Annotated in this window: 12 protein-coding genes; 5 read left to right on the forward strand and 7 right to left on the reverse strand. The window is 70.7% G+C overall.

The annotated features are described in order from the left end of the window. Positions 1–25: 25 nt before the first annotated feature. Together QRN40_RS00755 and QRN40_RS00760 are read left to right on the forward strand one after the other, a co-directional pair. Positions 26–1,534, forward strand: a complete 1,509-nt coding sequence (locus QRN40_RS00755) for a DHA2 family efflux MFS transporter permease subunit (protein WP_285113548.1) — start codon at positions 26–28, stop codon at positions 1,532–1,534. A gap of 41 nt (positions 1,535–1,575) precedes the next feature. Then, positions 1,576–2,583, forward strand: coding sequence for a ketopantoate reductase family protein (locus tag QRN40_RS00760; RefSeq protein ID WP_285113550.1), 1,008 nt, complete (start codon positions 1,576–1,578; stop codon positions 2,581–2,583). A gap of 16 nt (positions 2,584–2,599) precedes the next feature. Here the strand turns inward: QRN40_RS00760 and QRN40_RS00765 are convergent, their stop codons facing one another. Beyond that, the gene (locus tag QRN40_RS00765) at positions 2,600–3,184 is read right to left on the reverse strand and encodes a nucleoside/nucleotide kinase family protein (protein ID WP_285113552.1); all 585 of its coding nucleotides are present in this window, start codon (positions 3,182–3,184) and stop codon (positions 2,600–2,602) included. Positions 3,185–3,223: 39 nt separating this feature from the next. On the opposite strand from QRN40_RS00765, the gene QRN40_RS00770 reads away from it, so the two are divergent. Then, the gene (locus QRN40_RS00770) at positions 3,224–4,090 is read left to right on the forward strand and encodes an iron-sulfur binding domain-containing protein (protein WP_285113554.1); all 867 of its coding nucleotides are present in this window, start codon (positions 3,224–3,226) and stop codon (positions 4,088–4,090) included. Positions 4,091–4,157: 67 nt separating this feature from the next. On the opposite strand, the gene QRN40_RS00775 is transcribed toward QRN40_RS00770, so the two are convergent. The 4 genes from QRN40_RS00775 to QRN40_RS00790 all read right to left on the reverse strand — a co-directional run bounded on the left by QRN40_RS00775 (position 4,158) and on the right by QRN40_RS00790 (position 8,180). Then, the gene (locus tag QRN40_RS00775; RefSeq protein WP_285113556.1) at positions 4,158–4,448 is read right to left on the reverse strand and encodes a YciI family protein; all 291 of its coding nucleotides are present in this window, start codon (positions 4,446–4,448) and stop codon (positions 4,158–4,160) included. A 26-nt stretch (positions 4,449–4,474) separates the two neighbouring features. Then, complete coding sequence (rbfA, locus tag QRN40_RS00780; RefSeq protein ID WP_285113558.1) at positions 4,475–4,945, reverse strand: 30S ribosome-binding factor RbfA; 471 nt, start codon at positions 4,943–4,945, stop codon at positions 4,475–4,477. 60 nt (positions 4,946–5,005) lie between these two features. Continuing rightward, positions 5,006–7,822: a translation initiation factor IF-2 gene (infB, locus tag QRN40_RS00785; RefSeq protein WP_285113560.1), complete on the reverse strand. Its 2,817-nt coding sequence runs from the start codon at positions 7,820–7,822 to the stop codon at positions 5,006–5,008. A 106-nt stretch (positions 7,823–7,928) separates the two neighbouring features. Further along, positions 7,929–8,180, reverse strand: a complete 252-nt coding sequence (locus QRN40_RS00790) for a YlxR family protein (protein WP_285113562.1) — start codon at positions 8,178–8,180, stop codon at positions 7,929–7,931. Between the two features lie 135 nt (positions 8,181–8,315). On the opposite strand from QRN40_RS00790, the gene QRN40_RS00795 reads away from it, so the two are divergent. Beyond that, on the forward strand, positions 8,316–10,760 hold the full coding sequence (locus tag QRN40_RS00795; protein ID WP_285113564.1) for a cell wall-binding repeat-containing protein: 2,445 nt from the start codon (positions 8,316–8,318) through the stop codon (positions 10,758–10,760). 57 nt (positions 10,761–10,817) lie between these two features. Here QRN40_RS00795 and nusA read toward each other — a convergent pair whose 3' ends face one another. Further along, positions 10,818–11,825, reverse strand: a complete 1,008-nt coding sequence (nusA, locus tag QRN40_RS00800; protein WP_285113565.1) for a transcription termination factor NusA — start codon at positions 11,823–11,825, stop codon at positions 10,818–10,820. A 108-nt stretch (positions 11,826–11,933) separates the two neighbouring features. Here nusA and QRN40_RS00805 point away from each other — a divergent pair, with 108 nt between their 5' ends. After that, positions 11,934–12,725, forward strand: a complete 792-nt coding sequence (locus QRN40_RS00805) for a DUF1206 domain-containing protein (protein ID WP_285113567.1) — start codon at positions 11,934–11,936, stop codon at positions 12,723–12,725. Between the two features lie 7 nt (positions 12,726–12,732). On the opposite strand, the gene QRN40_RS00810 is transcribed toward QRN40_RS00805, so the two are convergent. Beyond that, the gene (locus QRN40_RS00810; RefSeq protein WP_285113569.1) at positions 12,733–14,706 is read right to left on the reverse strand and encodes an ABC transporter ATP-binding protein; all 1,974 of its coding nucleotides are present in this window, start codon (positions 14,704–14,706) and stop codon (positions 12,733–12,735) included. Positions 14,707–14,714 lie beyond the last annotated feature (8 nt).

Below are 14,714 nucleotides of genomic sequence, written 5' to 3' on the forward strand. Positions count from 1 at the left end.
CCGATAACAACAACTGGAGGCGCGCATGTCCGCTCCCCTCGCCACCACCGCCGCCCCACGGCGTGCAGGCGCCCGCCGCATCCCGGTCTGGCTGGCGATCGTCGCCGCCTCGCTGCCGATGTTCATGGCCACCCTCGACAACCTGGTCGTCACCAGCGCGCTGCCGGTGATCGCGAAAGACCTCACCGCCTCCATCGAGGAGCTGCAGTGGGTCGTCAACGCCTACACTCTGACCTTCGCGACCCTGATGCTGATGGCGGTCGGACTCGGCGACCGGCTCGGCCGGCGCTCGGTGTTCCTCGCCGGCATCGCCGTCTTCACCCTCGCCAGCGCCGCGGCCGCCCTCGCCACCGAGCCGTGGCAGCTCATCGCCGCACGCGCCATCCAGGGCGCCGGGGCCGCCGCGCTCCTCCCCCTGTCGCTGACCCTCCTCGCCGGCAGCGTGAGCGCACGCCTCCGCCCCGCCGCGATCGGCATCTGGGGCGGGATCTCGGGTCTCGGCGTCGCCCTCGGCCCGCTGATCGGCGGCGCCGTGGTCCAGGGATGGAACTGGCAGGCGATCTTCTGGCTGAACGTCCCGCTCGGCGTCATCGCGTTCCCGCTCGCCCTGTTCGCGCTGCCCAACAGCTTCGGGGAGCGGGTGCGCGCCGACGTCGTCGGACTGCTGCTCGCCGCCCCCGGCGTCCTCGGCGTCGTGTTCGCCATCGTGCGCGGGAACGACGCCGGCTGGGGCAGCGCGGAGGTGCTCGTCCCGCTGATCGCGGGAGCCGCCCTGCTCGTCGCGTTCGCGCTCTGGGAGTCCCGGGCGAAGGCCCCACTGCTCCCACTCCGGCTGTTCCGCGACCGCAGCTTCACCGTCGCCAACCTGGTGGGCGTCACCTTCAGCTTCGGCATCTTCGGGGCGATCTTCATCCTGATCCAGTTCCTCCAGGTCGTGCAGGGTCACACTCCGCTCGAGGCGGGCGTGATGACCATGCCGTGGACGCTGGCGCCGATGGTCGTGGCACCGCTCACCGGGCTGTTGTCGCCGCGGACGGGCACCCGCCTCCCGGTCGTCGTGGGACTGGTGCTGCTGGCGGTCTCGATGGGCTGGATCGCCGCCACCCTCTCCGCGACACTGCCCTACTCGGGGATGTGGCCGCCGTTCCTCCTGGCCGGCATCGGCATGGGCCTGGTCTTCGCGCCGAGCTCCACCGCGGTGCTCGCCAACATGCGCCCGGCCGACCACGCGAAGGCGTCGGGCACCAACTCCACCCTCCGGGAGGTCGGTGTCGCCCTAGGCGTCGCCGTGCTCACGGCGGTGTTCACCGGCGCAGGCGGGACGCTGACCCCGACGGGCTACGTGGATGCCGCGGTCCCGGCCGTGTGGGTCGGAGCCGGTGTGCTCGGCGCGGCCGCCGTGATCGCGCTGGCGCTGCCGGGCAAGCGGGCCGCTGCACGGCTGGCGGCAGCGTCCGCCGCGCCCGAGTCGCCGGCCGAGGCCGCCGTCGACGCCCTCGCCGCCGCGGAGCCGGCGCCCGTCCTCGCCGACTGAGCGCCGCATCCACCGGTACGCACGCGGTTAGGCTGGAGCGCGTGCGTATCGGCGTGATCGGAGCGGGAGCCATCGGCGGAACCATCGCGGCGCTGCTGGACCGCGTCGGGCACCTCGTCGAAGTCACGGCCCGCGGGGAACAGCTCGCCGCCATCCGCGAATCGGGGCTGCGGCTCGACGGAGGCTGGGGCACGCACACCGCGCGGGTCGCCGCCGCCGAGACGCTGCAGACCGCTCCCGAGCTGGCGTTCGTGTGCACGAAGGCTCAGGATGCACCGGCGGCGATCGCCGCGAACGCCGCCCTCCTCGAGGGCATCACCGTCGTCATCGTGCAGAACGGTCTCGCCGGGCTGCGCGAGGCCGTCGAGCTGCTGCCGGACTCCACGTGCGTCGGCGCCCTGGCGCTGTATGCCGCGAGCTACCTCTCCCCCGGCCGGGTCTCGGTCACCACGACGGCGAACACGTACCTCGGCGCCGGCGACGGTCCCCCGCCGCCCGCCGCGGTGGAAGCCGCGCGCATCCTCGACGCCGCCATGCCCGCCCACGCGATCGACAACTTCAGCGGTGCCCAGTGGACCAAGCTCATCGTCAACCAGATCAACGCGCTCCCCGCCGTCACCGGACTCAGCGCCCAGCAGGTGCTCGGCGACCGGCGGCTGCGGCCCATCGTCACCGCGAGCCTCCAGGAGGCCACCCGGGTCGGCTACGCGCGCGGGGTTCGCTTCGGCAGCATCCAGGGCCTCGACGACCGCATCCTCCGCGTCGTCGCCCGCGCACCCCGCTGGGCCGCGCAGGCGGTGCCGCTGCTGATGAAGCGCAGGATGGGCGCAACGCCGAACCCCGGTTCCACGCTGCAGAGCATCCGCCGCGGTCAGCTCACCGAGATCGACTACCTCAACGGCGCCGTGGTGGACGAGGCCCGGAGCGCAGGGATCGAGGCCCCGATCAATGCCGCGATCACCGGCCTCGTGCACGAGGTGGAGCGGACGGGCGCCTTCCTGACGCCGGATGCGGTCGCCGAACGGATGCGGCCCCTGCTCGCCGCGTGACCTGTGCGGTCCGCCGTCAGTCGATCGGGCCGATCCGCAGCGGGAGCGACGGATCCGAGTCGTCCACGAGGTGGTCGGCGTGCGCCAGCGGACGCGCCTCGTCCAGGTACGCCGGGTCCTGCAGCGCGTTGACGAGCAGGATGGACGCGTTCCACCCGTCGCGCAGCGACGGCCGCAACAGGAACTCGCCGTCCACGACGAGCACCGCATCCGGTCCGGCCGTGAGCCAGCGCGCCTCCACCGGCTGATCGCGCTCCTCGTCGAAGGCCGCCGTCTGGAACCCGGCGCTGCCGCCCAGCCGGAACGGGTCGAGGAGCACGCGTCGCAGGGTCACGTAATCGTAGCCGTCGCGGTAGTAGCTCTCCGGCGTCTCCGGGCCGAGCCGGGTGCGGTACGCCCGGGATTGGTGGAAGTTCCGCAGGGAGGCTCGGAAGGTGTCGGCGCCCGCCTCGCGGAACACCTCGGCCAGGTCGTCCGCGAACGGCCCGCCGGCGTCGGCGGCGTCGACCGCGACGATCACGCGTCCCAGCGGGAACACCCGGCGGATGTCGCCGACCAGCACGCGCAGGAATTGCACGCGCGGCGTCGGCGGGAGCATCATGCGACGAGCATAGGCCGCCGCACCGGTTAGCCTCGATGCATGCACGACTTCGCCGGGACGGTGGTGGCCTGGTACCACGCCAACCGGCGCGACCTGCCGTGGCGGCGCGACGGCTTCACCGCCTGGGGCACGCTGGTCAGCGAGTTCATGCTGCAGCAGACCCCCGTGTCCCGGGTCATCCCGCGGCTCGAGGAGTGGCTCACCCGGTGGCCGACCCCGACCGACCTGGCGGCGGTCCCTCCCGGCGAGGCGGTGCGCGCCTGGCAGTCGCTCGGCTACCCGCGACGCGCCCTCTGGCTGCACGCCGCAGCCGTCGCCATCACCGAGCAGCACGGCGGTGTCGTGCCGGAAGATGTGGATGCGCTCCTCGCGCTCCCGGGCATCGGCGACTACACCGCCCGCGCGGTGGCGGTGTTCGCCTACGGCAACCGGCACCCGGTGGTGGACACGAACATCCGGCGCGTCATCGCCCGGGCCGTCGACGGCCAGGCGGAGCCCGGGCCGCCCAGCGCCCGGCGCGACCTCGCCGCGATGGAGGCGCTGCTGCCCGACGACCGTCCGGCCGCCGCCGCGTTCAACGCCGGGATGATGGAACTGGGCGCGATCGTCTGCGTCGCCCGCTCGCCGCGGTGCGAGGTGTGCCCGCTCGCGGACCGCTGCGCCTGGCGGCAGGCCGGCTACCCGCCCTACGACGGGCCGCGCAAAGCGGTGCAGAAGCGGTACGAGGGCAGCGACCGGCAGGTGCGCGGCCGCATCCTCGCGGAACTGCGCGCGTCGCACATCCCGGTCACCGCCACCGAGCTCGAAACGGTCTGGCCCGACCCCGCCCAGCGCGATCGTGCCCTCGCCGGCCTGCTGGCCGACGGCCTGGCCGTAGCCGCCGAAGGCGGCTACACCCTCCCCTGACCCTCAGGCCGCTGAGGTGCTCGTAGTTGCGCCCGACACGCCGTGTCGAGGCGCAACTGCGAGCACCTCAGCGCTCGGCGAAGAGCAGCGGATCCCAGTCGAGGATGCGCGAACGGTGCACGAGTCCCTCGGTGTAGAACGGGTCGCCGTCGCGGAAGCGCTCGGCGGCCTCCCGCGAACGGAAGATCGCCATGGATCCCTGCGTGGCCGGGTCGCCGAACGTGCCGATCATCAGCACCTCGCCGCCCTTCGCGAACTCGTCGAGATAGGCGCGATGCCGCGGATACGTCTCCACGAGACGCTGGAAGTGCTCCGGGCCGGCCTCGGGGTCGGCGTCGTAGAACGAGACGGCGTACATGCCGTCAGCTTAGGACCGGGATGCGCTCAGCGCTCCGAACCCTCGGCCTCGTCCTCGTCGTCCTCGTCGTCCTCGTCGGTGCGCGGCTTGACGTACGGGTCCTCGTCGCCGGCGTACGCCGCCGTCGCAGCTAGTCCTGCCACCTCGGTATCGCGCTCGCGCGCCTCCCGCAGCAGGTCCTCGATGTGGGCCGCGTTCTCCGGGATCGCGTCCAGCTGGAACACCAGTGTCGGCGTCAGGCGGGCGGTGATGTTCTTGCCCACCTCGCTGCGCAGCATCCCGGTCGCCGCGGTGAGCGCCGCAGCGCTGTCCTCGCGCTCCTGCTCGGTGCCGTACACCGTGTAGAAGACGGTGGCGTGCTGCAGGTCGCCGGTCACCTGCACGTCCGTGATGGTCACGAACCCCAGGCGCGGGTCGCGCAGGCCGCGATCGAGGCGCTTGGCGACGATCTCCTTGATCCTGTCCGCGAGCTTCCTCGCGCGTGCCGGATCAGCCATGTTGTGTGCCTTCCTTTCGGGCAAGAAGGCCGGTGGCAGAGCCACCGGCCTTCGCTCCGATCAGACGCGAGGCTTCTCGCGAAGCTCGGTCGTCTCGATCTCGTCGCCGATCTGGATGTCGTTGTACTTCCCGAGACCGATACCGGCCTCGAAGTCCGTACGGACCTCGGTGACGTCGTCCTTGAACCGCCGCAGCGACTCGATGGCCAGGTTGTCGCCCACCACGACGCCGTCGCGGATGACCCGCGCCTTGGCGTTGCGGGTGATCGTCCCGGACCGGACGATGACACCGGCGATGTTGCCGAACTTCGAGGAGCGGAACACCTCGCGGATCTCGGCGACACCGGACTGGACCTCTTCGAACTCGGGCTTGAGCATGCCCTTGAGCGAGTTCTCGATGTCCTCGATGGCGTTGTAGATGACCGAGTAGAAGCGGACATCCACACCCTCGCGGGCGGCACGCTCGCGGGCCTTCACGTCCGGGCGGACGTTGAAGCCGATCACGATCGCGTTGTCGATGGTCGCCAGGTCGATGTCCGACTCGGTGACGGCACCGACACCGCGGTGCAGGATGCGCAGCGAGACCGAATCGTCGACCTCGATCTTCATGAGCGACTCCTCCAGCGCCTCCACGGCACCGGACACGTCGCCCTTGATGATGAGGTTGAGCGCCTCGACCTTGCCCTCTTCCAGAGCACGGGTGAAGTCCTCGAGCGAGATGCGCTTGCGGGCCTTGGCCAGCTGGGCGTTGCGCTCGGCGGCCTCGCGCTTCTCGGCGATCTGACGTGCGGTGCGGTCCTCCTCGGTGACGAGGAAGACATCACCGGCGCGCGGGACGCTGGAGAGGCCCTGGACCTGGACCGGACGCGACGGCGCTGCCTCGAAGACGGCGTCGCCGTTCTCGTCGGCCATCGCACGCACACGGCCGTAGGCGGTACCCGCCACGATCGCGTCGCCCACCCGGAGGGTTCCGGACTGGATGAGCACGGTCGCGACCGCGCCGCGGCCCTTGTCGAGCTTCGCCTCGATCGCGACACCACGTGCGTCCTTGTTGGGGTTCGCACGGAGGTCGAGACCGGCGTCGGCGGTCAGCAGCACGGCGTCGAGCAGTGCGTCGATGCCGATGTCGTTGCGGGCCGAGACGTCGACGAACATGACGTCGCCGCCGTACTCCTCCGCGACCAGCCCGAACTCGGTGAGCTGCTGGCGCACCTTGGCCGGGTTGGCGTCCGGCTTGTCGATCTTGTTCACCGCCACCACGATCGGCACGTTCGCCGCCTGGGCGTGGTTCAGCGCCTCGATGGTCTGCGGCATGATGCCGTCGTCCGCCGCGACCACGAGGATCGCGATGTCGGTGACCTGCGCACCACGGGCACGCATGGCGGTGAACGCCTCGTGACCCGGGGTGTCGATGAAGGTGATGGCACGCTCGATGCCGTCGTGCTCCGTCCACACCTGGTACGCACCGATGTGCTGGGTGATGCCGCCGGCCTCGCCCGCGACGACGTTCGCGTTGCGGATGGCGTCGAGGAGGCGCGTCTTACCGTGGTCGACGTGACCCATGACGGTGACGACCGGAGGCCGGATCTCGAGGTCCTCGTCGGACTCGCCTTCCAGCTCGGCGTCGAGGTCGATGTCGAAGCCCTCCAGGAGCTCCTTGTCCTCGTCCTCGGGCGAGACGACCTGGATCTTGTAGCCCAGCTCGTCGCCGAGCACCTCGAAGGTGGCCTCGTCGAGCGACTCGGTCGCAGTCGCCATCTCACCCAGGTGGAAGAGGACGGTGACCAGCGACGCGGGGTTCGCGTCGATCTTGTCGGCGAAGTCGGAGATGGAGGAGCCACGACGCAGTCGGATGACGGTGTCGCCGTTGCCGCGGGGTACGGACACGCCGCCCAGCGACGGGGCCTCCCGCATTTCGAATTCCTGACGCTTCGCGCGCTTCGACTTGCGGGCCTTGCTCTTGCCGCCACCACGGCCGAATGCACCGGCCGTGCCGCCGCCCGGTCCACGACCACGGCCGCCGCCCCCACCGGGACGCGGGCCGCCGAAGCCGCCGCCTGGACGCTGGAAGCCGCCGCCTGCGCCGGCACCGGCACCTGCGCCGCCACCGCTGCCGGGGCGCTGCTGGAAGCCGGGACGACCGCCGCCGCCACCCGGACGACCGCCGCCGGGGCGGTTGCCGCCGCCCTGACCGGGCGCGCCTATGCGCGGGGCACCGGGACGCGGCGGGGTGGGACGGGGGATGTTGCTCGGCGACGGGCGCTGGCCCATGCCCTGCGACGACGAGAAGGGGTTGTTGCCGGGTCGCGGCGTGCGCTGACCCATCCCCTGGTTCGACGAGTAGGGGTTGTTGCCGGGTCGCGGTGCGCTCGGGCGCGGGATGCTGCTGCCACCGGGGCGCGGCGTGGACGGCTTGACCGCGTCGGTGGACGGGGCGTCCGCTGCCGACGTGGTGGTCGCTGCCTGCTCGGCCGCCTTCTCGGCGGCCTTCTCCGCTGCGGCCTTCTCAGCCGCGGCCTGACGCTCGGCGACCGACATCGGCGCCTGCGGCTTGGGGCCGGCATCCGTGTCGGAGTCGGCCGCTGCGGCGGGCGCTGCGGGAGCGGCCTGGGCCGCCTGCGGGCGCGGCGCACCGGGACGCGGCGCGCTGGAGGGTGCCTTCGGTGCGGTGGCGGTCGCCTTGTCGGCGGCCGGCTTCGCAGAGCCGGAGTGGCCCTCGGCCTCGAGGGCGGCACGCAGCTTGCGGGCTACCGGAGGCTCGATGCTGGAGGACGGTCCCTTGACGAACTCGCCCATTTCCTTGAGTTTCGCGAGCGCGACTTTACTGTCGACGCCGAGCTCGCTCGCGACCTCGTGTACGCGTGGTTTTGCAGCCACAATTCTCCTGTCTGGGGGCCTACCCCCGGACAGGGGCAGGCGTTAGTTGTGGACGGATCTCATTTCGAGCCGCTCATCGGTTGTCACTCATGTGAAGTCAACTTCTTCAGCCTGTTCTCATAATTTGCGACCGGATGGCCGCGGTGCCGAGTGGTCCTTCCACACGCAGCGCGCGCCCGAAGGCACGGCGCTTCAACGCGAGGTCGAGACACTCGTCGACCGGATGCAGCCACGCACCACGCCCGGGAAGTGCGGCGGACGAATCCACCACGAGTTCCGATTCCTGGGCGACGACCCTCAGAAGAGAGGACCGGGGAGCGCGAGAACGGCATCCGACGCACGTTCTGACGGGTTCCATCTTACTCCTCTCGGCGCTCCGCGCCGAACGGGCGGGTGCGCCCGTTCTTCCAGGCTAGCTGTCCCCCGGCCTGTCCGCCGGGTGGAGGACTGGCGGCCGCACGCCGATCGGCGCACACTGCGCGGGGGAGGCACCATGAACACTTCTCGCGAAGACGCGAAGCCCATCGGACGACGTGCACTGCACCTCGTCCTCGCCGCCGGCCTGGCCGCCGCCACGTTCGCTGTGGCGCAACCCGTGGTGTCACCCGCGGCAGCGGCGTCCATCGCGTGGAGTCAGTTCGGGAACGGACCCTCGCACAGTGGTGTCAACGCCGCCGAGTCGCAGATCATTCCGGCGACCGTCGCCTCCCTGACGCCGCTGTTCACCGCCTCCTTGCGCGGAGTGTCGGACGGCCCGCCCGTCGAGCAGCCCGGCGTCTCGACCGCAGGCGGCACGCGCGATCTGCTGTTCACCACGACCAAGGACGGCTGGATCACCGCCACCGACGCGACGACCGGCGCGGAAGTCTGGGCGCATCAGAACGGCCCGGGCACCTGCAAGATCAACGGCGGGTCGACGCCGTGCTACACCACGTCCTCCCCCGCCGTCGGCCCCGGCGGCACCTACGTCTACAGCTACGGCCTCGACGGAAAGGTGCACAAGTACGCGACCGGCAGCGGCACGGAGGTGAAGACCGGCGGATGGCCGCAGGTCGCCACCGTGAAGCCGCAGGACGAGAAGAGCTCGCCGGCGCTGACCATCGTGACCACCGGCGGTCACTCGTATCTCTACGTCTCCAACGGCGGCTACCCGGGCGACCGCGGGGACTACCAGGGGCACGTGACCACGATCGACCTCGGGAGCGGGACGCAGCGGGTGTTCAACTCGCTGTGCAGCGACAAGACCGGCCACCTCGGTTACGGCGCCTGCGCGAACGTGCAGTCCGCGGTGTGGGCGCGGCCGAGCGTCGTCTACGACCCGGGCACGAACCGCATCCTCTTCTCCACCGGCAACTCGAAGTTCGACGGAACGCGCAACTGGGGCGACTCGGTCCTCGCGATCAACCCGGACGGCAGCGGCACCGGCGGTGGTCCCGTGGACAGCTACACACCGAGCAATTACGCGCAGCTCGACCAGCAGGACCTCGACCTCGGCAGCACGGCTCCTCAGGTCGTCACCCCGCCGGCCAACTCGGCCTTCACCCACCTCGCCATGCAGAGCGGCAAGGATGCGATGATCCGCCTCCTGAACACCGCCGCCCTGGGCGGCGGCGGCGCCGGGCACACCGGAGGAGAGCTGCAGTCCATCGCCGTGCCGCAGGGCGGGCAGGTGCTCACCCAGCCGGCGAACTGGGTCGACAAGAGCGGCACCTCCTGGGTCTTCGTGGCGAACAACAGCGGCATCTCCGCACTGAAGCTCGTCGTCGACGGCGCGAGGAAGCCCGCGCTCCAGCAGGTCTGGAAGCAGACCGCCGCGGGCACGACGCCGATCGTGGCCGGCGGCGTGCTGTTCTACCTGTCGAAGAACGGGGTGCGCGCGCTCAACCCCGCCACCGGCGCCCAGTTGTGGACCAACACCGCCGGCGGGAGCGGCCTGCACTGGCAGAGCCCGATCGTCGTCAACGGCAAGCTGTACTTCACCGACGGGGGTGGCAAGCTCCGCGCCTTCGCCATCCCGCCGAGCGCGCAGAAGGTCGCGCGCGTGGCCGGGGACGACCGCTACGGCACGAGTGCCGCCGTCTCCGCGGCCACCTACTCCGCGAACGCGCCCGTCGCCTACGTCGCGTCGGGGCTGCAGTTCCCGGACGCCCTCGCGGGTTCGCCCGCCGCCGGACGCGCCGGAGGCCCGATGCTCCTCGTGCAGCAGGGAGCGGTGCCGCTCTCCGTGCAGGCGGAGCTGCGGCGCCTCCACCCGGCAAAGATCGTCGTGCTCGGCGGAGCGACCAGCGTCTCGAACGCCGTGATGACCACGCTCAAAGGGTTCACGGCCGGCGGCGTGACGCGGGTCAGCGGATCCGACCGCTTCGAGACCGCGGCCGCGGTGTCGCGCGCAACGGCGCCGGTCGGACCGGCGGCCGCGTACGTCGTCTCGGGCCTGTCGTTCCCGGATGCGCTCTCCGCCGGCGCGCTCGCCGCCCGGACCGCCGGTGCGCCGCTGCTGCTGACCACGCAGTCCTCCCTCCCGGCCTCGACGGCCGCCGAGCTCAAGCGGCTGGCGCCCAAGTCGATCGTGGTGGTCGGCGGCGCCCAGGCGGTCTCGGCCGGGGTGCTGACAGCCCTCAAGGCGTACACGACCGGGTCCGTCTCACGGATCAGCGGCTCCGACCGGTTCGAGACGAGCGCGGCCGCCGCTGCGGCGTATCCCGCCGGGACGGTGAAGCCCTACGTCGCCTCTGGCCTCGCCTTCCCGGATGCGCTGTCGGCTTCGGCAGCGGCCGGAACGGCCAAGGCTCCGCTGCTGCTCACCGAGCCCGGCGCAGTGCCGCCCTCGGTCGCCGCGCAGCTGAATCGCCTCGCCGCCTCGCGCATCACGGTGGTCGGCGGAACGGATGCGGTCAGCGACGCCGTGCAGGCGGCCCTCGCCTCCTACGTGAAGTGACGAAAGAGCCGGGCCCGCGGCTGCGGGCCCGGCTCTTTCGAACTCCGTCGGCCGAGCTCAGTCGCGGTCGAGGATCGAGTCCGGCTGGATGTCGATCTTCGCGCCGGTCAGCTTGGCCGCCAGGCGGGCGTTCTGGCCCTCCTTGCCGATGGCGAGCGAGAGCTGGTAGTCGGGGACGAGCGCCCGCACGGCCTTGAGCGACTCGTCGATGACGAACGCGCTGGTCACCTTCGCCGGCGAGAGTGCACTCGACACGAAGGTCGCGAGGTCGGGCGAGTAGTCGACGATGTCGATCTTCTCGTTGTTGAGCTCGGCGGTCACGGCGCGGACGCGCTGGCCGAGTTCGCCGATGCAGGCGCCCTTGGCGTTCACGCCGGGCTCGGTCGCCCGGACGGCGATCTTGGTGCGGTGCCCCGCCTCGCGGGCGAGCGAGACGATCTCCACCACTCCGCTGGCGATCTCGGGGACCTCGAGTGCGAACAGCTTGCGGACGAGCGCCGGGTGGGTGCGCGAAACGGTGATGGACGGACCCTTCGGGCCCTTGCTCACACTGGTGACGTACACGCGGATGCGCGACCCGTGCGCGTACTCCTCGCCCGGGACCTGCTCCTCCGGAGGCAGGATCGCCTCGACGCTTCCCAGGTCGACGTGGATCATGCGCGGGTTCGGACCCTGCTGGATGACGCCCGCGACGATGTCGCCCTCGCGTCCGCGGAACTCGCCGAGCACGGCGTCGTCGGCGATGTCGCGCAGGCGCTGGTTGATGACCTGCTTCGCCGCGAAGGCCGCGATCCGGCCGAAGTCGCTGGGGCTGTCCTCGGCCTCGCCGATGACGTTGCCCTCGTCATCGTGCTCGGGCACGTAGACGGAGACATGTCCGGTCTTGCGGTCGAGGTGCACGCGCGCGGCAGGCGGCTGGTCGCTGTGGCCATGACGGTGATCGGCCTGGTTCGTGTGCTTCAGATAGGCGGTCAGGATGGCCTGCTCGATGATCTGCACCAGTTCATCGAAGGGGATCTCCTTCTCGCGCTCCATGAGACGCAAGACGCTGAGGTCGATGTCCATGCCGGCCTCCTCTATTCAGATCTCGCCACCGCGTGACGGCGCGGCGGACTCAGTCCTCTACGGTACCCGAGATTCCGGAACGCGTGCACGCCGGGTACCGTTCACGGCATGACCTCCCCCACCCGGGTCGCCTCCCGAGTCGAACGCCAGCCCGTCGTCCGCGTCCTCGCACGCGTGGGCCTGGCGGCGATCGGCGTCCTGCACATCCTGATCGGCGTCATCGCCCTCGCCGTCGCGTTCGGATCGGGCGGGAACGCCGACCAGTCCGGCGCCCTCCAGGCCCTCGTCGCCGTCCCCGGAGGACTCTTCGTGGTGTGGGCGGTGATCGTCGGCCTGATCTTCCTCTCCGCGTGGCAGATCCTGCAGGCGTTCACCGCGCACAAGCCCGGCGAGAAGGTGATCGAGGTCGTGAAGTGCGTGGTCTACGCGGCACTGGCCGTTATCGCGATCTCCATCGCCACGGGCAGCCGCAAGAACGCCTCCTCGTCGGAGCAGTCGATGAGCGGAAAGCTGCTCGGGATGCCCGGGGGCGTCTTCCTCCTCGCCGCCATCGGTCTGGTGATCGTCGTGGTCGGAATCGTCTTCGTCTTCAACGGAGTGACCCACCGGTTCGAGCGCGACCTGCGCCTGCCGCCGAACCGCTGGGCGACCGTGACGACGATGCTCGGCCGCATCGGCTACGTCGCCAAAGGAGTCGCGCTGGTGATCGTCGGCGGCCTCGTCACCTTCGGAGCCATCACCGCCGACCCGGAGAAGGCCGGCGGCCTCGACGGCAGCCTCAAGGCGCTGAAGCAGGTACCGTTCGGCGTCGTGCTGCTGGTGACCATCGCGCTGGGGCTGATCCTGTACGGCGTCTTCTGGTGCGTGCGCGCCTACGCGTCCCGCCTCAAGGAGCAGTGACCCGGAGCTATTCGCTGGCGGCGCCCGCGAACTGCGCGTTGTAGAGCGTGTAGTACGCGCCGCCCCGCGCCAGCAGCTCCTGGTGCGTGCCTTGCTCGACGATCCGCCCGGCCTCCATCACCAGGATGAGGTCGGCGTCGCGGATGGTCGACAACCGGTGCGCGATCACGAACGACGTGCGGTCAGCCCGCAGTGCGCTCATCGCCTTCTGCACCAGCAGCTCGGTCCGGGTGTCGACGGACGAGGTCGCCTCGTCGAGGATGAGCACGCTCGGGCGGGCCAGGAACGCCCGGGCGATGGTCAGCAGCTGCTTCTCCCCCGCCGAGACGTTGGATCCCTCGTCGTCGAGCACGGTGTCGTAACCGTCCGGGAGCGAGTGCACGAAGCGGTCGACGTAGGTCGCGCGTGCCGCATCCAGCATCTCCTCCTCGGTCGCGTCGGGGCGGCCGTACAGGATGTTGTCGCGGATCGTCCCCTTGAACAGCCAGGTGTCCTGCAGCACCATCCCCATGCGGCTCCGCAGGTCGTGCCGGCTCATGGTCGCGATGTCGACGCCGTCCAGGGTGATCCGGCCGCCGTCGAGTTCGTAGAACCGCATCATCAGGTTCACCAGCGTCGTCTTGCCCGCGCCGGTCGGCCCGACGATCGCGACGGTCTGCCCGGGCTGGGCGACCAGCGACAGGTCCTCGATGAGCGGGGTGTCCTCCACGTAGCGGAACGAGACGTCCTCGAACGCCAGCAGGCCCCGGGTGCCCTCCGGGTTCTCCGGCTCGGCCGGATCGGCCGACTGCTCCTCCGCATCCAGCAGTTCGAAGACGCGCTCGGCGCTCGCGACGCCCGACTGCAGCAGGTTGGCCATCGAGCCGAGCTGCGTCAGCGGCTGCGTGAACTGGCGCGAGTACTGGATGAACGCGGTCACGTCGCCGAGCTGCATGGCTCCGCTCGCCACCTGAAGTCCGCCGACGACGGCGATCGCCACGTACATCAGGTTCCCGACGAACATCATCGCGGGCATGATGATGCCGGAGATGAACTGGGCGCCGAAGCTGGCCCGGTACATCTCCTGGTTCTTCTCCCGGAACCGCGCCTCCACCTCGCGGTGGCGACCGAACACCTTGACCAGTGAGTGCCCGGTGAACGCCTCCTCGATCTGGCCGTTGAGCTCGCCGGTGTGCTTCCACTGGGCGACGAACAGCTTCTGCGAGCGCTTCGCGATGATCGTCGTGATGACCAGCGTCAGAGGGATGGTAACCAGGGCGATCACCGCGAGCAGGGGCGAGATGACGAACATCAGCACGATGACGCCGATGACCGTGAGCAGCGAGGTGAGCAGCTGGCTCATGGTCTGCTGGAGCGACTGCGAGATGTTGTCGATGTCATTGGTGACGCGGCTGAGGAGCTCGCCGCGCTGCATCCCGTCGAAGTACTTCAGGGGCAGTCGGTGGAGCTTGTCCTCCACGTCCGCGCGCAGGCGGTAGACCGTGCGCTGGGTGACGCCGTTCAGCACGTACGCCTGCAGGTAGCTGAACACCGACGACAGCACGTAGAGCGCGAGCACCCACAGGAGGATCTGCCCGACCGCGGTGAAGTCGATGCCCGCGCCCGGAGTGAAGGTGGTGCCGGAGAGCAGGTCGGCCAACTGGTTCTGGCCCTGCGCCCGCAGCCCGGAGATGATCTGCGCCTGCGTCGTCCCCTGCGGGAACTGCAGCGAGATGGCGCCGGCGAACACCAGGTTGATCGCGTTGCCGATCAGTTTCGGGCCGAGCACGGCGAACGTGACGGACACGATCGCGAGCAGCGTCACCGCGACCAGCCGGAGGCGTTCGGGCCGGAGCCGGCCCAGGAGCCGCTTGGCGCTCGGACCGAAGTTCAGCGACTTCTCGGCCGGCATCCCCATCCCGGCGAACGGGCCTCCACCGCCCGGACCACGGCGCATCGGGGGGCCCACCGGGCGGGCCGGAGCTGTCGTCTTCTCACTCATCCCGGTGC

The sequence above is a fragment of the Leifsonia sp. fls2-241-R2A-40a genome (assembly GCF_030209575.1).
In the GTDB taxonomy this organism is placed as follows: Bacteria; Actinomycetota; Actinomycetes; order Actinomycetales; family Microbacteriaceae; genus Leifsonia.